General features: G+C 71.8%; 18 protein-coding genes. 4 read left to right on the top strand and 14 right to left on the bottom strand.

The window, feature by feature from the left end:
- Positions 1-107: 107 nt before the first annotated feature.
- Positions 108-1,463 carry a serine hydrolase domain-containing protein gene (locus ABZT47_RS30310; protein ID WP_354849516.1) on the bottom strand — a complete coding sequence of 452 codons (1,356 nt, stop codon included), beginning with the start codon at positions 1,461-1,463 and terminating at the stop codon, positions 108-110.
- 218 nt (positions 1,464-1,681) lie between these two features.
- Between ABZT47_RS30310 and ABZT47_RS30305 the strand changes: the two genes are divergently transcribed.
- Positions 1,682-3,895, top strand: a complete 2,214-nt coding sequence (locus ABZT47_RS30305) for an ATP-dependent RecD-like DNA helicase (protein ID WP_354849514.1) — start codon at positions 1,682-1,684, stop codon at positions 3,893-3,895.
- Between the two features lie 255 nt (positions 3,896-4,150).
- Positions 4,151-5,362 carry an Ig-like domain-containing protein gene (locus ABZT47_RS30300; RefSeq protein ID WP_354849511.1) on the top strand — a complete coding sequence of 404 codons (1,212 nt, stop codon included), beginning with the start codon at positions 4,151-4,153 and terminating at the stop codon, positions 5,360-5,362.
- Between the two features lie 57 nt (positions 5,363-5,419).
- On the opposite strand, the gene ABZT47_RS30295 is transcribed toward ABZT47_RS30300, so the two are convergent.
- The 10 genes from ABZT47_RS30295 to sigJ form a co-directional block, all read right to left on the bottom strand.
- On the bottom strand, positions 5,420-7,135 hold the full coding sequence (locus ABZT47_RS30295) for a SulP family inorganic anion transporter (protein WP_354849508.1): 1,716 nt from the start codon (positions 7,133-7,135) through the stop codon (positions 5,420-5,422).
- Positions 7,132-7,461, bottom strand: a complete 330-nt coding sequence (locus ABZT47_RS30290; RefSeq protein WP_354849505.1) for a metalloregulator ArsR/SmtB family transcription factor — start codon at positions 7,459-7,461, stop codon at positions 7,132-7,134. The genes ABZT47_RS30295 and ABZT47_RS30290 overlap by 4 nt, the downstream gene beginning before the upstream one ends.
- Positions 7,461-7,661, bottom strand: a complete 201-nt coding sequence (locus ABZT47_RS30285; protein ID WP_354849502.1) for a DUF3073 family protein — start codon at positions 7,659-7,661, stop codon at positions 7,461-7,463. The genes ABZT47_RS30290 and ABZT47_RS30285 overlap by 1 nt, the downstream gene beginning before the upstream one ends.
- Positions 7,662-7,805: 144 nt before the next feature.
- Positions 7,806-8,792, bottom strand: coding sequence for a radical SAM protein (locus ABZT47_RS30280; RefSeq protein ID WP_354849499.1), 987 nt, complete (start codon positions 8,790-8,792; stop codon positions 7,806-7,808).
- A 100-nt stretch (positions 8,793-8,892) separates the two neighbouring features.
- Positions 8,893-9,600 carry an RraA family protein gene (locus tag ABZT47_RS30275; protein ID WP_354849496.1) on the bottom strand — a complete coding sequence of 236 codons (708 nt, stop codon included), beginning with the start codon at positions 9,598-9,600 and terminating at the stop codon, positions 8,893-8,895.
- 105 nt (positions 9,601-9,705) lie between these two features.
- On the bottom strand, positions 9,706-10,977 hold the full coding sequence (locus ABZT47_RS30270; RefSeq protein ID WP_354849494.1) for a cytochrome P450: 1,272 nt from the start codon (positions 10,975-10,977) through the stop codon (positions 9,706-9,708).
- 1 nt (position 10,978) lies between these two features.
- Entirely contained in the window at positions 10,979-11,179 is a 201-nt protein-coding gene (locus ABZT47_RS30265; RefSeq protein WP_354849491.1) for a ferredoxin, read from the bottom strand.
- A complete protein-coding gene (locus ABZT47_RS30260; protein ID WP_354849488.1) occupies positions 11,176-11,799 on the bottom strand; it encodes a helix-turn-helix domain-containing protein in 624 nt (207 codons plus the stop codon). The genes ABZT47_RS30265 and ABZT47_RS30260 overlap by 4 nt, the downstream gene beginning before the upstream one ends.
- A 164-nt stretch (positions 11,800-11,963) precedes the next feature.
- A complete protein-coding gene (locus ABZT47_RS30255) occupies positions 11,964-12,695 on the bottom strand; it encodes a cytidylate kinase family protein (RefSeq protein ID WP_354849485.1) in 732 nt (243 codons plus the stop codon).
- A gap of 100 nt (positions 12,696-12,795) precedes the next feature.
- Positions 12,796-13,776, bottom strand: a complete 981-nt coding sequence (gene sigJ, locus ABZT47_RS30250) for an RNA polymerase sigma factor SigJ (RefSeq protein WP_354849482.1) — start codon at positions 13,774-13,776, stop codon at positions 12,796-12,798.
- 170 nt (positions 13,777-13,946) lie between these two features.
- Here sigJ and ABZT47_RS30245 point away from each other — a divergent pair, with 170 nt between their 5' ends.
- Together ABZT47_RS30245 and ABZT47_RS30240 are read left to right on the top strand one after the other, a co-directional pair.
- Entirely contained in the window at positions 13,947-15,152 is a 1,206-nt protein-coding gene (locus ABZT47_RS30245; protein WP_354849480.1) for an FAD-dependent oxidoreductase, read from the top strand.
- Between the two features lie 20 nt (positions 15,153-15,172).
- A complete protein-coding gene (locus ABZT47_RS30240) occupies positions 15,173-15,613 on the top strand; it encodes a nuclear transport factor 2 family protein (protein ID WP_354849477.1) in 441 nt (146 codons plus the stop codon).
- Between the two features lie 11 nt (positions 15,614-15,624).
- Here ABZT47_RS30240 and ABZT47_RS30235 read toward each other — a convergent pair whose 3' ends face one another.
- The 3 genes from ABZT47_RS30235 to ABZT47_RS30225 are packed head-to-tail and all read right to left on the bottom strand — an operon-like array spanning position 15,625 to position 18,140.
- Complete coding sequence (locus ABZT47_RS30235; protein WP_354849474.1) at positions 15,625-16,425, bottom strand: ABC transporter permease; 801 nt, start codon at positions 16,423-16,425, stop codon at positions 15,625-15,627.
- Positions 16,426-16,428: 3 nt separating this feature from the next.
- Positions 16,429-17,211 carry an ABC transporter permease gene (locus ABZT47_RS30230; protein ID WP_354849472.1) on the bottom strand — a complete coding sequence of 261 codons (783 nt, stop codon included), beginning with the start codon at positions 17,209-17,211 and terminating at the stop codon, positions 16,429-16,431.
- Positions 17,211-18,140, bottom strand: coding sequence for an ATP-binding cassette domain-containing protein (locus ABZT47_RS30225; protein ID WP_354849469.1), 930 nt, complete (start codon positions 18,138-18,140; stop codon positions 17,211-17,213). The genes ABZT47_RS30230 and ABZT47_RS30225 overlap by 1 nt, the downstream gene beginning before the upstream one ends.
- Positions 18,141-18,229: the final 89 nt, after the last annotated feature.

Genomic DNA, 18,229 nt, shown 5'->3' with positions numbered 1-18,229 from the left:
GCCCTCGTCGCTGTCACCGCCCCCGTCGCGGTCACTGTCGCCGTGCTCGTCGCCGAGGGCGGGCGCGCCCGGGGCCCCCGGTGCCAGTCGGTGCCGCTCGGTGCCGGTCAGTGCCAGCCGGACTCCTCCACGCCCCCCGGGATCGGCGCGGAGGGGTCGTAGGGGACCCGGGTGAAGATGAAGGTGTTGAGGTCCAGATGCCCGGCCGAGCCGTCGGCCCGCCGCACCACGCGCAGGGTCTCGCCGGCGTAGTAGCCGTCCAGGCCGAGCCAGGTGCCGTCGGGCCGCGCGGCGAACCGGGACGAGCGGCCCTGCCCGTTCACCGGGGAGATCTTCAGGTCGCGCCCCGGCAGCAGGCGCAGCAGGAAGGCGGTCGGCCCCCAGTACCAGGGACCGGTCAGCTCCAGCAGGTCGGGGTCGGCGGCGGTGGGCGCCCACGGGCGGGGGATGGCCGGCTCGTGGGCCTCCAGGATGTCCAGCAGGTCGGTGGCGACCGTGGGACGCAGCCCGGAGGTGGTGTTGGCCATGCACAGCACGCCGGCGCCGTCGGCGGGGTCGCCCCAGACCACGGCCAGGAAGCCGGGCATCGACCCGCCGTGCCCGGCCAGGCGGCGCCCGCGGTGGCGCAGCAACTGGATGCCCAGCCCGAAGCCGGTGCTCCACACCTCGGCGTCGTCGACGCCGGCCGGCTCGCGCATCTCGGCCAGCGTGGCGGGGTCCAGGACGCGGCGGTCGCCGCGGGCCAGGAACCGCGACCAGGTGGCCAGGTCGGCGCAGGTGGACCACAGCTGCCCGGCCGGCGCCATGGCGCCCGCGTCGTGCTCGGGCTCGGGCAGCAGGACGTCGGCCCACGGGTGCACGGCGTACCCGCGGGCGTACGGCTCGCGCGGCCGGGTCGTGGTGTCGCGCATGCCGAGCGGCTCGAGGATCTCCGAGCGGGCGACGTCGGCCCAGTCGGCCTTGCGGTGGCGGGCGACCAGTTCGCCCAGCAGGGCGAACCCGAGATTGGAGTAGTGGAAGCGCCGGCCGGGCCGGTGACGGGAGGTGCCCTGGTCCAGCGCGCCGGTGAGCTCGTCGATCTCCATGCCGTGCACGCGCTCCCACCACGGGCCGGGCGGCTCGGCGGTCAGGCCGGCGGTGTGCGACAGCAGTTGGGCGATGGTGACCTCGCCGACCGGGGTGGCGGGCATGTGCCGGGACAACGGGTCGTTCAGCGTCAGCAGGCCCTCGTCGCGTAGCCGCATGACCAGCACGGCGACCAGGGTCTTGGTGATGGAGCCGATGCGGTACTGGGTGTCGGCCGTCGGCGCGGCGCCGCCCTCGACCGTCCCCCGGGCGCCGAACCAGACCGGCTCGCCGTCGCGCAGCACCGTCGCGACCAGCGAGGGTGTGCGTGCCTCGGCCTGCTCGATCGCCACGCGGCGCAGCAGCGCGCGAGCCGTGCCTTCCAGAATCGCCGCCATCGGCCCACTTCCCGATCTGAGTCCCGCCAGGATCAGTGACACATTAGCGGTGATCGGCCCGCCGACCGGCCGACAAGCCGTTCATCCCAGGGCCGTACGCCCTTGCCGCGGAGCCCTCCTCGCGCCCGCTTCCCGGGGGCCGCGTACCGGACGGGGCTGCCCGGGGCCCGGCTCTGTTCTACGCTGGCGCGAGCGTAGGACGGCGTGGAGGTGGCGGGGTGCAGGTGAAGGGCGACGGGGCCGCGGGCACGAGCATCTCGGCGGTCCTGGAACGCGTCACCTACGCCAACGAGGAGACCGGGTACACCATCGCCAGGGTGGCCGTCGAGCGGGGCGGGGCCGAGCTGGTGACGGCCGTGGGGCCGCTGCTCGGGGCGCAGGTCGGCGAGAGCCTGCGCCTGACCGGCCGGTGGACCTCCCACCCCAAGTACGGCAGGCAGTTCGAGGTGTGGTCCTACACCACCGTGCTGCCGGCCACCGTGCAGGGCATCCAGCGCTACCTCGGGTCGGGGCTGGTCAAGGGCATCGGCCCCAAGATGGCCGAGCGCATCGTCGGTCACTTCGGCACCGACACCCTCGAGGTGATCGAGAAGTCGCCCGAACGGCTGGTGGAGGTGCCCGGGCTCGGTCCCAAGCGCACCAAGATGATCGCCGCCGCCTGGGAGGAACAGAAGATCATCAAAGAGGTGATGATCTTCCTGCAGGGCGTCGGGGTGTCCACCTCGATCGCCGTGCGCATCTTCAAGCAGTACGGCGACACCTCGATCACCGTGGTGAAGACCGAGCCCTACCGGCTCGCCGACGACGTGTGGGGCATCGGGTTCAAGACCGCCGACACCATCGCCCAGGCCGTCGGCATCCCGCACGACAGCCCCGAGCGGGTCAAGGCCGGCCTGCGCTACACCCTGTCCCAGGCGGCCGACGCCGGCCACTGCTACCTGCCCGCGCCCAACCTGGTCGGCGACGCGGTGAAGATCCTGGAGGTGCCGGCCGAGCTGGTGGCGAGCTGCCTGGACGAGCTGGCCGCCGCCGAGGGCGTGGTCCGCGAGGAGGTCCCCGCCGGCGACGCCGTGGTACCGGCCGTCTACCTGGTGCCCTTCCACCGCGCCGAGCTGGCGCTGGCGGGCGGTGTGCGCCGCCTGCTGGACTCCGGGCACGACCGGCTCGGGGCCTTCGCCGGGGTCGACTGGAGCGCCGCGCTGGGCTGGCTGCGCGAGCAGACCGGCGCCGACCTGGCCCCCGAGCAGGCCGAGGCGGTGCGGCTGGCCCTCACCTCCAAGGTGGCCGTGCTGACCGGCGGCCCCGGCTGCGGCAAGAGCTTCACCGTGCGTTCGATCGTGGCCCTGGCCCGCGCCAAGAAGGCCAAGGTGGTGCTGGCCGCCCCCACCGGCAGGGCCGCCAAGCGCCTGGCCGAGCTGACCGGTCACGAGGCCACCACCGTCCACCGCCTTCTGCAGCTGCGCCCGGGCGGGGAGGCGACCTTCGACCGCGACAACCCGCTGGAGGCCGACCTGCTGGTGGTGGACGAGGCGTCCATGCTGGACCTGCTGCTGGCCAACAAGCTGGTCAAGGCGGTGGCCACCGGGGCGCACCTGCTGTTCGTGGGCGACGTCGACCAGCTGCCGTCGGTCGGCGCGGGGGAGGTGCTGCGCGACCTGCTGGCCGCCGACGTCGTCCCGCGGGTGCGGCTGACCCAGATCTTCCGCCAGGCCCAGCAGTCGGGCGTGGTGGTCAACGCCCACCGGATCAACACCGGCCTGCATCCCACGCTGGAGGGCATGACCGACTTCTTCCTGTTCCCCTGCGAGGAGCCCGAGGAGATCGCCGCGCTGACCGTGGACGTGGTGGCCCGGCGCATTCCCCGCAGGTTCGGGCTGAACCCCCGCCGCGACGTGCAGGTGCTGGCCCCGATGCATCGCGGCGCGGCCGGGGCGGGCAACCTCAACAACGCCCTGCAGGAGGCGCTCACCCCCTCCCGCGAGGGCATGCCCGAACGGCGCTACGGCGGCCGGGTCTTCCGCATCGGCGACAAGGTGACCCAGCTGCGCAACAACTACGACAAGGGCGCGGCCGGGGTGTTCAACGGCACCGTCGGGGTGGTCACCGACCTGCGTCCCGAGGACGGCAAGCTGACCGTCCTGACCGACGAGGACGAGAGCGTCGAATACGGCTTCGACGAGCTGGACGAACTGGCGCACGCCTACGCGGTGTCCATCCACCGTTCGCAGGGCAGCGAATATCCCGCCGTGGTGATCCCGCTGGCGACCAGCGCGTGGATGATGTTGCAGCGCAACCTTCTGTACACGGCGGTCACCCGCGCCAAGAAACTCGTGGTGCTGGTCGGCTCCCGCCGTGCCCTGGCGCAGGCGGTGCGCACCCGGGGGGCGGGCCGCCGCCACACCAGCCTCACCCACCGGCTCCGCCAGGGCTGAGGCGGCGCGGGCGACGGCCGTACGCGCCTCGCGTCGGCGGGCGTTACGCCCCGATGTCACCTTCGACGGCTTTGCCCGATTTTTCACTGACAATCTTCGTCAAGCATCCCGACAAGGCTGGACAGGGCATTCGGGCCTGAATGGCGCCTGTGAGTTGGCCGAAATGTGATCCAACTAACCCCAAACGTGTACGTTTCAGTGCTGATCCCCATTAGGGTTTTTTATGAGCACTTTGCCGTCCTGGGGGAGAAGGTCGTGCGGGACTTTCGTCAACGTCTGAGGACTCCGATCGCCGGGTTGGCCGTGGTGACGGCCTGTCTGCTGACCGCGTCATGCTCGGGCGGCGGCGCGAGCCCCTCCGGCCCTGGCGCCGACGGAGGCTCCGGCACCAGCGCGCCCCCGACGCCCCTGCCGCAGATCAAGATCAGCCCGGTGAAGGGCGCCAGCAAGGTCCGGCCCGAGAAGAGCGTCGTGGTCACCGTCGGCGACGGGGAGCTGGAGGAGGTCACCGTCGAGGCCGGCGGCAAGCCGCTGAAGGGCGAGTTCGACGCCGGGCGCACCAAGTGGGTGTCCAAGGGCCCGCTGAAGCCGTCGGCCACCTACACCGTCTCGGCCAAGGCCACCGGCCAGGGCGGCCCCGCGACGGCCACCAGCTCCTTCACCACCCTCAAGCCGGCCCAGGAGCTGCGCATCGCCGACATCACCCCCAACGTCAAGGGGGAGACCGTCGGCGTCGGCATGCCGATCATGGTGCGCTTCAGCCGGCCGGTGGCCGACAAGAAGGCCGTCGAGCGGGCGCTGAAGGTCACCGCCGAGAAGCCGGTCACCGGGGCCTGGCGATGGATCGACGACAGCCTGGTCATCTACCGCACCGCCAAGTACTGGCCCGCCCACCAGAAGGTGCGCTTCACCGCCGCCCTGGAAGGCGTGCGCGACGGCAAGGACGTGTACGGCGTGCGCAACTACGCCACCACCATGAAGGTCGGCGCGGCGTGGATCAGCAGCGTCAGCACCCGCAGCCACCAGATGATCGTCCGCAAGGACGGCAAGATCGTCCAGAGGATGGCGATCAGCGCCGGCAAGGCCACCACGCGCGAGTACACCACCACCAACGGCGTCCACCTGACGATGGAGCGCGGCAACCCGGTCACCATGATCTCCCCGGGCAAGAAGAAGGGCGACCCCGGCTACTACAAGGAGGTCGTCGACCACGCCGTGCGCATCTCCAACAGCGGCGAGTACGTCCACAGCGCGCCGTGGTCGGTCGGTTCGCAGGGCCGGGCCAACGTCAGCCACGGCTGCGTCAACGCCCGCCCCGACCAGGCCAAGTGGTTCTACGACAACTTCCACCGCGGCGACGTCGTCAAGATCGTCGGGACGAGTCGCACGCTGGAGTGGAACAACGGCTGGGGCTACTGGCAGATGCCGTTCAAGCAGTGGAAGAAGGGCAGCGCCCTGGCCGGCTGAGCCGGCTGAGGTCTGACACGCCGGCGCCGCCGGGCCGCCCGCCGGCCGATCCACCGGTCATCCGCGCCGGTGCACGGTCGCCGCGGACGCCGCCTGCGGGGTGGCGGCCGGGAGCAGCCCGTGGTGGTGCAGGAGGGTGCGGGCATGGGCGATGGCGGTGGGGGTGTCGGGGAAGACCAGGCCGTCGCGGTGGAGGTGGTCGGCGACGCCGAGGGCGACCAGGACCTGAGTGTGCCCGGGTTTGATGCCGGAGACCAAGACGGTGATGCCACGGCGCTCCATGCGGGTGATCGCGTCGCCGAGGATATGGGCACCGGTGGCGTCCAAGGTGGTGATGCGGGACATCCGCAAGATCACCACGCGGACGTCGGCGACTTCGGACAGCTCCAGCAGGAAGCGGTGGGCGGCGGCGAAGAACAGCGGCCCGTCGAACCGGTAGGCGACGATGTGCTCGCTCAGCAGCCGTTGTTCCTCCGCGCTGTGGTCACCCGCGTCCAGCGGGACCTGATCGAGCCGGGAGGTCCGGGCGACCGCGCGAAGCGCGAGCACGACGGCCAGGCCAAGACCCACGGCGACCGCGGTGATGAGGTCGAACACGACGGTCACGATGAAGGTGAGGGCGAGCACGACGGCGTCGCCGCGGGTCGCGCGGGCCAGCGCGCGCAAGGAGCCGACCTCGACCATGCGGACGGTGGTGGCCAGCAGCACCCCGGCGAGCGCCGCGAGCGGGATCCGGCCGACCAAGGGGCCGGCGGCGAGCACAATGCCGGCGAGGACGGCGGCGTGGGTGAGCGCGGCCAGCCGGGACCGGGCCCCGGCGCGGACGTTGACCGCGGTGCGGGCGATCGCGGCGGTCGCCGGAACGCCGCCCAGGACGGGCGCGGCCAGGTTGGCGATGCCCTGCCCGAACAGTTCCCGGTCGGGGTCGTGTCTCTCGCCGACGCTCATCGCGTCGGCGACGGTGGCGCACAGCAGGCTCTCCAGCGCGGCCAGGGCGGCCACCGCCAGCGCGGACGGCAGGAGCGTTCCCACCATGCCGGGATCGAAGAAGCCCAGCGACGGGGCGGGCAGCCCGGCCGGCAAGGCCCCGATCCGGGCGACGTCGAGCGAGAACACCTGAGCACCCAGCGTCGCGGCCGCGACCCCGAGAAGGGAGAACGGGACACCCGGCCGCAGCCGGGCGCCGGTCAGCATCAAAGCGGCCACCGCCAGCGCCATGACGGGCGCGACCCAGGTCGGATGAGCGGCGAAGCGCGCCAGGGCCGAGGCCGCGACCTGCCACACCTTCTCGCCGTCCGGGGCCGCCACGCCGAGCGCCGCGGGGATCTGCTGCAGCGCGATGACCACCGCGATACCGGCGGTGAACCCCTCGGTCACCGACGTCGGCAGAAACCGGGCGAACCGCCCCACTCGCAGCGCGGACAAGGCCAGCAGTACCAGCCCGGCCATCAGGCCGACCATCAGCACTCCACCGGAGCCGTAGAGGTGCACGATCGGGACGAGCACGACGGTCATCGCGCCGGTCGGACCGGACACCTGCAGATTGCTGCCGCCGAACACGGCCGCGAGCGCTCCGGCGACGATCGCGGTCACCAGGCCGGCCTGGGCGCCGAGCCCGGAGGAGACCCCGAACGCCAGCGCCAGCGGCAGCGCCACCACCGCGACGATCAGCCCGGCCACCAGGTCCCGGCCCGGGGAGCGGCGCGCGGCGACCCAGTCGGACCGTCCGGGCAGCAGATCCGGCAGCCGGCGCAGCACCTCCCGCAGGTTCACGTCGTCTGTTCCAGCTCGGCGAGCAGTTCATGCTGGTCTGCCAGCAGTTCGGTGAGGATCCGGCGAGCCGCCCGCATCATCTCCGACACATCCGCTCCGGCCAACTCGTACACCACGGTCGTCCCGTCCCGCCGCGCGGTCACCAGACCCGCCCGGCGCAGCACCCCCAGTTGCTGCGACAGATTCGGCGCCTCCACCTCGATGGCGGTCAGCAGCTCCCGGACCTGCTTGGGTCCCTCGCACAACAGTTCCAGCACCCGGATGCGCAGCGGATGGCCGAGTGTCTTGAACAGCTCGGCCTTGGCCTGGTACAGCGGGACCGGCATCACCCGGCCCCGCCTTGGACTCCGCGGTCCTGGTCCTGGTCCAGGTCCGCTTCGCTCACGCCGCCGTCCGGCTCCGCACGTGCGGCAGGGGTCACATCGACGCCCAACTCCCGCCGCAGCGAATCCAGATCACCTCCAGCGCTGTACTTCAACGCACGAGCGACCTTCACCTGCTTGGCTTTGGCCCGGCCACGTCCCACCCGGCATCGCCTCCTCCTCGACGGGCATCACACGGCTTGCCATTATATAGAATTTCAAAAAATCGCAACTAAGGACCCCGTGAGCCGGCGAAGACGGGCGGCGAACCTGCTCCGTCCCGGCCGGCAGTGACCTGGGGGGAAGCGCTACAGCAGGGCGAGCTGGCGGTCGACGGTGCGGCGGGGCTGCCAGGGGAGGCGGCGGGCGCCGATACCGTACAGGCGGGCCAGCTCGGCGACCCGGCCCTCCACGCGCAGGCGGTAGTCCTCGGCGGCGACCGGCCCCGCGCCGTACAGCTCCTCGTAGCGGGGCAGCAGGCGCGGATGCTCCTCGGCCAGCCACCGCAGGTACCACTCGCGCGAGCCGGAGGGCAGGCGCAGCACCATGGGAGTGAGGCTGACGGCGCCGGCCTCGGCGACGCGGCGCACCACGGCGCGCAGCTGGTCCTCCGAGTCGGTCAGGCACGGCAGGATCGGGGCCATCAGCACCCCGCAGGGCACCCCCCGCTCGACGAGCTCGGCGCACAGCTCCAGGCGTTTCTGCGCGCTCGGCGCGCCGGGCTCCACCACGCGGCGCAGCCGGTCGTCGACGAAGCCGATCGACACCCGCGTCTGCACCTCGGCCACCTCGGCGGCCTGGGCGATCAGCTCGGCGTCGCGCAGGACCAGCGTGCTCTTGGTCATGACGTGGAACGGGTTGCCCGCGTCGCGCAGCGACGCCAGGATGCCCGGCATCAGCCGGTAGACCCGCTCGGCGTCCTGGTAGCAGTCGCCGCTCAGGCCGATGCCCACCGTCTCGCCGGCCCACCGGGGAGAGGCCAGCTCGGCCCGCAGCCGCCGGGCCGCGTCGGTCTTGACCACGATCGCCGAGCCGAAGTCGCGCTCGCCGTCCAGGCCGAGGTAGCGGTGGGAGCGGCGGGCCCCGCAGTACAGGCAGGCGTGGGCGCAGCCGCGGTAGGGGCTGACGGCGAACGACAGGCCGAGCCCGGCGGCCTCGGGCACCCGGTCGATGATCGTGCGCGCCGGCACCTCGTAGAAGGTCGTCTCACCCTCGGCCCGGCGGACCGCGCGCCGTTCGATGCGCGGGCGCGTCTGGACGGGGTGCTCGACAAGGGGAAGGGCGTCGAAACGCATGACCTACAGTGGAACACGTATTCGATACCCGTGGCAAGTGATCCGCAGCTCCGGGCGAGCCGATCGCCGCGGCGGGCGCTCATCGGGCGCTCATCGGTGCTCATTCCTCGATGGCCCCGCCGATGGCGCGCAGGTGCTCGCGGAAGGTCAGCGCGGGCGTCTGCCGGCGCCGGGCGAGGTAGTCCGCGAACCGCACCTGCTCGCGCAGCGAGACCCCCGCCCTGATGCGCTCGGCCTGGCGGCGCTCGGTGTCGCGGATGCCCTCGGCGAGGGTGAGCAGGTCCTCGGCGCGGTCGGCCGGGACGAACAGCACGCCGTCGTCGTCGCCCAGGGCCAGCTCGGCCGCGGTCACCGTCAGCTCGCCCACCGTGGCCGCGCTCAGGGCGTCCTGCGGCAGGGGGTCCAGCCGCAGCGGCCCGGTGGAGATCGCGCCCAGGCTGAACACCGGCAGCCCGATGGCCCGGATGTCGGCGGTGTCGCGATGCAGGCCCCAGATCACGACCCCGCTCACCCCGGCGGCCGCGGCCTCCAGCACGACCAGGTCGCCGACGCACGCCTCGTCCATCCGACCGCCGTTGTCCACCACCAGCACCTCGCCGGGCTCGGCCCGCTGGAAGGCCTCCAGGAAGACGTCGACGCTGCCGGCGTGCCGGGCGGGCAGGACGCGCCCGCACAGCCGGTCGCCGGGCGTCACGGGGCCCACCGCCGCCGGGGCGCACCGCACGGGCACCCGGGCGCGCAGGCAGGCGTCGGCGATGTGGGCGGTGGTCAGAGCCGAGAACCGTTCAGCGAGCTTGTGGTGATCCATGCCGTGCGTCCTTCCCGCGCCGCCCGCCGGCGCCTGTCACCCCGACGCTGCCACGTCCCCCGGCCGGCGATCAAGCATGAGGGCGCGCCGGGCGGTGCGGGAAGGTCAGCCGATGCGCAGCGGGAGCGTCCGCGGCCCGCGGACCTGCCCGGCGGCCCAGGTCACCGCCGACGGGTCGGCCAGGGCGAACCGCGGCACCCGCTCCAGCCACACCTCCAGCGCCACCCGCAGCTCCATGCGCGCCAGGTGGGAGCCGACGCAGCGGTGCACGCCGAGGCCGAACGCGGCGTGCCGGTTGACCTGCCGGTCGATGACGACCTCGTCCGCGCGGTCGAACTGCGCGGGGTCGCGGTTGGCGGCGGGGAACGACAGCAGGATCCAGTCCTCGGCCCTCATGTCGACGCCGTTCCAGTGCATGTCCTGCTTGACCAGCCTGGCCATCGTGACCGGGGCGTAGGCCCGCAGGAACTCCTCCATCGCGGTGGGCAGCAGGGCGGGCTCGGCGACCAGCCGCTCGCGGTCGCGCGGCGTCCTGGCCAGGTGCCACAGCGAGGCGCCGATCGCGCTCCAGGTGGTGTCGATGCCGGCGATGAGCAGCAGCGCCATCGTGCCGGCCACATGGGCGGGCTGCAGCTTGCTACCGTACAGCTCGGCGTTGATGAGGTAGGTCGTGAGGTCCTCGCGCGGGTGGTCCAGGTGGTCGCGGATCTGGGCGAGCAGGTAGTCGAACAGCAGGCCCATCCGCGCCGTGCGCTCCTCGGGCGGCAGGTTGACCCCTTCGAGCGCGTTCTCGATGAACTCGCGGAACCGCGGGCCGTCCTCCTGGGGAAACCCGAGCATGTCGGCGATGACCCGCATCGGGATGTGCTGGGCGTAGTCGCGGGCGGCGTCGACGACCCGCTGCCCCTCCAAGCCGTCGATGAGCGCGTGGCACAGCGCCCTGGTGGCCGCCTCCCGCTTGGCGACCGCGGTCTTGGTGAAGGCCGGCAGCAGCAGTTTGCGCGCGTCGTGGTGGAAGGGCGGGTCGGAGGAGATCGGCGGGCTGCCCCCGACGGGGGCCGCCTCCAGGGGCGGCCGGAAGTTGCTCATGATGATCGAGCGGGAGGAGAAGTGGTCGGTGTCGTAGGCGATCGCCGCGACGTCCTCATAGCGGGTCGGCAGCCAGCCGCCGCCGAAGCGGCCGGTGTGCGCGATGGGGCACCGCTGCCGCAGGTCGTCCTGGATGGGGTAGGGGTCGGCCGCCCATTCGGGCTCAAGGTGGGAGAAGTCGCTGGCCCAGTCGGTGACCGGTCCGGTGACGATCTCGCTGCGCGTGCCGAGGGGCGCGTCGGGACGTGTCCCGCGGAAGTCCTGGCTGAACCGGTCGTCGACGGTCATCTCACGCCTCCGCGCCGGTACCGATGGCCCGCTCGGGGCAGTTGGCCGCGGCCAGGCGCGCCGCGGGCTCCTCGCCGGCCGGCACCAGGCCGTCGCCGGCGACGTGCCCGTAGCCCTCCTCGTCCTCGGTGAACAGGGCGGGGGCCAGGTCGTAGCAGCGGCCGTGTCCCTGGCAGCGCTGGGGGTCGATTCGTACTCTCACTGCGGAGTGCTCCGGTCTGTGGTCGATGGTGTGGCCGGTGGGGCGAGGGCGCCGGCGACGCGGGTGAGCAGCGCCGACCAGTCGGCGGGGTCGACGGCGTGCAGGGCGGGGGTGATGAGCGCGCTTCCCATGGACAGCAGCAGGCAGAAGTGGGCCAGCGCCTCGGGCGACAGCGCGGGGTCCAGCTCGCCCTCGCGCTGGGCGGCGCCGACCAGCCCGGCGATCCAGTCGGCCCGCTCGCCGATGTAGTCGCGCATCGGTCGGGCGACGTCGGCGTCGCGGCGGGCCGCGACCAGCGCCTCGACGATGAGGTGGCCGTCGGCGGGCCGGCGGCGTGGCAGCCAGCGGCCGATGACCAGCAGCAGGTCGGTGGCCGAGCGACCCGGTTCTGCGGCCAGCAGGCTGGCCAGCATCTGCCGGCCGTGCGCCCGAAGCGCGGCGACCAGCAGCTCGGCCTTGGAGCCGAAGTGGGCGTACAGCGCGCCGTTGCTCACTCCGGCCGCGGCGGCGATGTCGGCCACGCGCGTGCCGTCGTACCCGCGCTCGGCGAACACCTCGGCGGCCGCGAGCAGCAGCCGTTCCCGCGTCTCGGCCGCGGTCACCCCCGCGATACGCCCCATAAGTGAATTAAAAGATCGTTCATTTGATTCGTCAACAGCGCGGGAGGAGCCAGGCGATGTCCGAGTCGCTCGCAGATGTCAGTACGGCACAGGAGACGTCAGTGGGTCCGGCGGGCGGACGCTCGGGAGTGGGCGCGGTTCTCCGGCGGCCGGGCCCGCGATCGTCAGATCCTGTGTATCGATGAGTGTGGCCGGACTTCCCAGGCCGGCCGTTGGAGCTGATCGTTGTACACGACGATGTCGGCGTGGTCGGTCGGGCGGGCTGTGGCGAAGTAGAGCTGTTGGGAGGGGATATAGCGGTTGCGCCAGGACCGTTCGATTTCGGCGGTGTCGGCGGTGTCGGCGGTGTCGGCGGTGTCGGCGGTGGATCCGGTCAGCGCCGTGCTCCGGTCCCGGGCGCGATCCACCGTCTGCTCGAATGGGACGGACACGAAGATGCGCAGGTCCCACCGGTCGATGAGTTCTGGGCGCAGGAGGAAGACGCCGTCGAAGAGCAGTACGGCCTCCGCGGGGGCGGTCGTGGCCGGCGGGGACGATGGGGTGTCGGTGTCTTTGTCGTAGACCGCGTGCTGGAACCTTCGGTTTCCGCCTGGGCCCAGCGGATCGAGCAGGACCCGGCACAGCGCGGCGTGGTCGTGGGCGTCGAAGTAGCAGCCTTCGGCCGAGTACCGGCCGCGTCGGTAGCGGTGGGCACGGGGGAAGAGGAAGTCGTCGATGCTCGCGCGAATGACGTCGCGGTCCTGCGCGCGCAGGACGACGGCGAGCTCGTCGGCCAGCGTGGTCTTGCCGGCGGCGGGCGGCCCGTCGATGGCGACCCGCAGCGGGTGCGCGGCCGTGACGGACCCGATCGCCTCGGCCAGCCGGCTGATGAGCTCGCCGCGGGTGCCTTGGTCCATCGCCGCCTCTCTCAGGTGTCTCAGTTCAGCCCCGCACGTCAGGCTGCGGTGGCCGGCTCGCGTTCGAAATGGACGCCTCGTTCGAGGCGGGCTCCGTCTTTCATCGCGCGGGCACCGTTCGCTGTTTCGGGGTCTGCCGGTCATCTGGGCCTGCCGCCCAGGGCCGCAGCTTGCCGGGGTTGCGTACACCCCAGATGTGCCTGATCCGGTCGCCTGTGACCTCGAAGGCGTACACCGTCACGGTGACGCCATCTCGCTGCGCCACCAGCCCGGGCTGGCCGTTGACCGTACGCTCCAAGATCGTCATGTCGCGCAGCCTGCCGGCGAGATTGACCAGCGAGCGCGCGATCGGCTCGGCGCCTTCGATGGGACGGAGCATGGCACTGGCGAGGCCGCCGCTGTCGGCGACCACTGTGGCGTCGGGGTCGAGAAGGTCGATGAGGGCGTCGATGTCCTTGTCCTCCCATGCCTGCTTGAAGTCTCTGATGATGCGGGCCTGCTGGGCGGTGGGGGGCGCGGGAGCGTGCGCGGCGTGGATGCGGCGGCGGGCGGAGGAGGCCAGCTGACGGCAGGCCGCCGGGGTCCGGCCGAGGATGTCGGCGACTTCGGCGAAGGAGTAGCGGAAGACGTCGTGCAGGATGAACGCGACGCGCTCGGCCGGGGTCATCGATTCGAGCACGACCAGGAAGGCCATATTGACCGACTCATCCAGGGTCACCCTGTCGGCCGGGTCGACGGTGATGCCGTCGGAGCGGCCGTTGATCCATTCCGTGGGTTCGGGGAGTGGCTCGGGGATCCATTCGCCTACATAGGTCTCTCGCCGGGCCCGTGCCGAAGAGAGCATGTTGAGGCAGATGCGGCTGGCGACCTTGGTCAGCCAGGCGCCGGGGGATGCGATGGCGTCCTGCTGCTGCCGGGACATGGCGTACCAGCGGATGTAGGTCTCCTGGACGACATCTTCGGCGTCGGCCAGGGAGCCGAGGAGCCGGTAGGCGAGATTGATCAGCTGGCGTCGTTCGTTCATGATCGCGCTCACGCCCGGATCGGGCAGGCCGTCTCCTGGCTCGGATGGGGTGGTCATGGTCTGGCGGCCATCGTGTCACTGACTCCCTCGGTCGGCTCTGCCCTCACCGGTTCGACAAGACAACGTAGTGAACTGTGAGGTCGGCGCGTCGCCTCACATCTCGCCTCACATTCCGGGCGGTTGCGGTGTCGGACCGGTGAGTTGAGATCGAGAAGGGAAGACCCGTCATGATCAGGCCCGAACACGAGCCCCCCTGCAAGGTCGTCGTCATCGGCGGCGGTTACGCCGGAACACTCGCGGCCAACCATCTGCGGATGCGCGCCGACGTCGAGGTCACTTTGGTCAATCCCCGTCCGGAGTTCGTCGATCGCGTCCGGCTGCACCAGTTCGTGGCCGGCACCGGCGAGGCCACGGTGGACTACGGCACGCTGCTGGGTGAGGGGATCCGGCTGGTCCTCGACAGCGCCACGCGCATCGACACCGCCGCCCGCACGGTGCGGCTGGCGTCGGGCCGCGCGCTGGACTACGACTACGTCATCTACGCGGTCGGCAGCACTGGCGCGATTCCGTCGTCGGTGCCCGGCGCGGCCGAATTCGCTGTCTCCGTCGCCGCGTTGGAGTCCGCGCAGCGGCTACGCGCCAAGCTGGAGGAGTTGCCTGCCGATGCTCCGGTCACCGTGGTCGGCGGCGGGCTGACCGGCATCGAAACGGCCGCCGAACTGGCCGAACAGGGACGCGGGGTCACGCTGGTGTGTGGTGGGCTCCTGGCGCCCTCGATGAGCGCGCCGGGTCGCCGATACATCGCCAAGTGGCTGACCCGGCACGGTGTCGCCGTGCTGGAGGCCACGGAGGTGAGCGAGGTGCGGCCGGGCACGGTCGTTGTCACCGGCGGTTCTGCCCAAGGTGCGGTGCGTGCGAGCGCACTGACCATCTGGACGGCCGGTTTCGGTGTGCCGGAGCTGGCGGCCGCGAGCGGGCTGCGCACCGACGAGCTCGGCCGGCTGCTCACCGACGAGACGCTGACCAGCGTCGACGACGAGCGCATCGTCGCGGCCGGAGACGCCGCCGCCCCATCCGGCCGACCGCTGCGGATGAGCTGCCAGGCCGCCGGGCCGCTCGGGGCCCAGGCCGCCGACACGGTGCTGAGCCGTGTCGCGGGAACCGAACCGGCGGTGATCGACCTGGCCCTCACCGGGGCGTGCGTCAGCCTCGGCCGGCGCGCCGCCATGCGGCAGCTCGCCCGCAAAGACGACACCTCGGTGAACGTCTATCTCGGAGGCCGCGTCGGCGCGGCGTACAAGGAGCTGACCTGCAAGCTCGGGGTGTGGAAGATTCGCCGCGAGGCCCGCAGGCCGGGCTCCTTGATCTGGCCCAAGGGAGGCCCGCGTCCAGGGCGGCCGGCCTCCGCCACACAGGTGATCACGTCCCCGTGACCACCAGGAATGGAGGAGCGATGCCCACACGACGCCAGATGGACGAAGCCGAGATCAGGCAGCAGGTCGACAAGATGGTCCAAGGACTCCGAGCCAAGGATCTGGAGGCCCTGAGGCCGCTGTACACGACGGACGTCGTCTCCTTCGACGTCGAGCCCCCGCTGCAGCATGTAGGGATAGCGGCGAAACTGGCGAACTGGACGAAGGTGTTCACGTTCTTCCAGGATCTGACTTATGAGGTTCGCGACCTGACGGTCACCGTGGGCGATGACGTGGCATTCGGGCATGGCTTCGGTCGGCTTGGCGGCACGCTGAAGAACGGGACGGCGACGAGCGGCATGTGGGTCCGGGTCACTTTCTGCTTCCGGAAGCTCGACGGCGACTGGTCGATCGCGCACGACCAGGTTTCCGTGCCGTTCGACGTTTCGAGTGGCGAAGGAGCGACCGGCCTCGAGTCCTGACGAACCGACGGTCACAGGCACAGGATGCGGTGCAGGCGGCGGGCGGCCAGCCACAGGCCGCCGGCGACCATGGCCAGCAGGTAGGCGGCGTGCCCGAGCAGGCCCCAGTGCGGGTCGCCGATGGCAAGGCCCCGTACCAGCTCGACCGCGTGGTACAGCGGGGTGAGCTGGACCAGCACCTGCAGGACCGGCGGGTAGTCGCCGACGGGGGAGAAGGTGCCGGAGAACAGGAACAGGGCGAACTGCCCGGTGGACATCAGGTCGAAATCCTGCCAGCCGCGCATCAGCGTGCTGACCGCCATGCCGACCGCGCCGAACGCCAGCCCGACCAGGATCGTGGCGGGGAAGGCGGCCAGCGCCCACAGCGGCGCGGCCAGCCCGAGCGCCGCCATGATGAGCACGAACACCCCGGTGTACAGCGAGCCGCGGAGCATGGCCCAGCCGAGCTCGCCGAGGGCGAGCTCGAACGGCCGCACCGGCGTGGCCAGGATGGCGTCGAAGGTCTTCTGGTACTTCATCTTGTGGAAGAAGTTGAACGTGGTCTCGGCCAGCGCGCCCGACATCGCCGCCACCGCCAGCATGGCAGGGGCGACGTAGGCGGCGTAGGGCAGCGACCGCCCGCCCACCGGCAGGTCGCCGACCAGCGCTCCCACGCCGACGCCGATGGACAGCAGGTACAGCAGCGGCTCGAAGAACCCCGACAGCAGCACCAGCCAGTAGGACGGGCCCGAGCGCAGCGCCCCGAGGTTGCGGCCGATCACCGCGCCGACCCGGCCGGGGGCGACCCGGGCGGCGATCATCGTGGTCACCATGTGTCAGTCCTGAAGTCGCTTGCGGAAGGCGTGGAAGGCCCACAGCGTGCCCGCCGCGGTGAACACCAGCAGGTAGGCCAGGTGCGCCGCGACCGGCCAGGGCGGGGCCGTGCCCAGGGTGGCCGCGCGGCTGAGCTCGACGCCGTGCCACAACGGGGACAGGTAGGCCACCGGCCGGGCGAGGGCGGGCAACTGCTCGACGGGGAAGAAGACGCCGCTGAACAGCGCGGCGGGGATCATCACGAAGCGGAACAGCAGCGCGAAGTAGCTGTCGTGGTCGATGGTGGCGGCGAAGGCCATCGTGGGCGCGGCCGAGGCCAGGGCGACCAGCCCGCACACCAGCGGCGCGGCCAGCGCCCACGGCGAGCGCAGCGCGCCGAACAACGAGGTGACGCCGAGGAACACCACCACCGCGATCTCGGCCCTGAGCAGGATGTACAGCAGCCACCCGCACACCATGTCGCCGACCTGGACCGGCGTGGCCCGCATGGCGTGATAGGCGCGGCTCCACTTGAAGTCGCCGAGGACGGGGTAGGTGGACTCGCCGACCGACATCTGGAAGGCGGTGGAGGCGAGTACTCCCGGGACGATCCACGACAGGTAGTCCACGCCGCCGATGCCGCCGATGTATCCCCCGACGCCCAGGCCGATGCTGAGCAGGAACAGCACCGGCAACCCGAAGGAGGAGAACGCCGAGGCGGTCCACACCCGGCGGTAGAGGGTCAGGGCGCGCTCCAGGACCGCGAGGGTCGAGCGGGCCGAGACCTGGTCGGCGAACGGGATCATCAGTCGACCAGCGTCCGGCCGGTGAGGTGCAGGAAGACGTCCTCCAGGGTGGAGCGGCGCGCCAGCACGCTGGAGGGATTCAGCCCGCGCCGGTGCACCTCGGCGACGGCGGCGTCGCCGTCCTCGGCGTACACCAGCAGGCGGTCGGGCAGCGGGTCGACCCGCCGGCCGATGCCGGCCAGCTTGGCGGCCAGGTCGGCGGGCCGCTCGTCGCCGAAGCGCAGCTCGACCACCTCGGGGGTGGAGTAGGTCTGGATCAGGGAGCGGGGTGAACCCTCGGCGACGATGCGGCCGCCGTCCATGACGACCAGCCGGTCGCACAGCTGCTCGGCCTCGTCCATGTAGTGGGTGGTGAGCACCAGGGTGGTGCCGCGCCGCTTGAGCTGGAACAGCCGCTCCCACAGCAGGTGGCGGGCCTGGGGGTCAAGGCCGGTGGTGGGCTCGTCGAGCAGGATGATGTCAGGTTCGTTGACCATGGCGCGGGCGATGGTCAGGCGCCGCTTCATGCCGCCCGACAGCGGTTCGACCTTGCTGCCGGCGCGGTCGGACAGCTGGACGAACTCCAGCAGCGCGTCGGCCCGGCGGCGGGCCTCCTGCCGGCCGAGGCCGAAGTAGCGGGCGTAGACGGTGAGGTTCTCGCGCACGCTCAGGTCGAAGTCGAGGTTGTCCAGCTGGGGGCAGACGCCGAGCCGGGCGCGGATGCGGGTGCCGTCGCGGACCGGATCCATGCCGAGGATGCTCAGCTCGCCGCCGGTGGGCATCGACACGCAGCCGATCATGCGCATCGTGGAGGACTTGCCCGCGCCGTTGGGGCCGAGGAACCCGAACGCCTCGCCGGGGGCCACAGACAGGTCGATGCCGTCCACCGCGGTGAAGGCGCCGAAGCGTTTCACCAGGCCACGCGCGTAGATCAGAGGTTGTTCCGACACGAGCAAGAACCCTAGCCAAGCGCCCCGACATTCCCGCAACACCTTTTTCGGGCGGCGCGCCACCGGACAGGCGCCCGTGGTGCCGGCGG

The sequence above is a fragment of the Sphaerisporangium sp. NPDC005289 genome, assembly GCF_040607455.1.
Classification (GTDB): Bacteria; Actinomycetota; Actinomycetes; order Streptosporangiales; family Streptosporangiaceae; genus Sphaerisporangium; species Sphaerisporangium rhizosphaerae.
This window is presented reverse-complemented; position numbering and strand designations above follow the sequence as displayed.

What these genes read in the sequence shown, in the direction of transcription:
- ABZT47_RS30245 (WP_354849480.1), top strand. Translation starts at nt 13,947, where the DNA reads ATGATCAGGCCCGAACACGAGCCCCCCTGCAAGGTCGTCGTCATCGGC.
- ABZT47_RS30290 (WP_354849505.1), bottom strand. Translation starts at nt 7,461, where the DNA reads ATGCCGGTCCCGCTGTACCAGGCCAAGGCCGAGCTGTTCAAGACACTC.
- sigJ (WP_354849482.1), bottom strand. Translation starts at nt 13,776, where the DNA reads ATGACCACCCCATCCGAGCCAGGAGACGGCCTGCCCGATCCGGGCGTG.
- ABZT47_RS30310 (WP_354849516.1), bottom strand. Translation starts at nt 1,463, where the DNA reads ATGGCGGCGATTCTGGAAGGCACGGCTCGCGCGCTGCTGCGCCGCGTG.
- ABZT47_RS30235 (WP_354849474.1), bottom strand. Translation starts at nt 16,425, where the DNA reads ATGGTGACCACGATGATCGCCGCCCGGGTCGCCCCCGGCCGGGTCGGC.
- ABZT47_RS30260 (WP_354849488.1), bottom strand. Translation starts at nt 11,799, where the DNA reads ATGGGGCGTATCGCGGGGGTGACCGCGGCCGAGACGCGGGAACGGCTG.
- ABZT47_RS30255 (WP_354849485.1), bottom strand. Translation starts at nt 12,695, where the DNA reads ATGGACCAAGGCACCCGCGGCGAGCTCATCAGCCGGCTGGCCGAGGCG.
- ABZT47_RS30240 (WP_354849477.1), top strand. Translation starts at nt 15,173, where the DNA reads ATGCCCACACGACGCCAGATGGACGAAGCCGAGATCAGGCAGCAGGTC.
- ABZT47_RS30275 (WP_354849496.1), bottom strand. Translation starts at nt 9,600, where the DNA reads ATGGATCACCACAAGCTCGCTGAACGGTTCTCGGCTCTGACCACCGCC.
- ABZT47_RS30280 (WP_354849499.1), bottom strand. Translation starts at nt 8,792, where the DNA reads ATGCGTTTCGACGCCCTTCCCCTTGTCGAGCACCCCGTCCAGACGCGC.
- ABZT47_RS30270 (WP_354849494.1), bottom strand. Translation starts at nt 10,977, where the DNA reads ATGACCGTCGACGACCGGTTCAGCCAGGACTTCCGCGGGACACGTCCC.
- ABZT47_RS30230 (WP_354849472.1), bottom strand. Translation starts at nt 17,211, where the DNA reads ATGATCCCGTTCGCCGACCAGGTCTCGGCCCGCTCGACCCTCGCGGTC.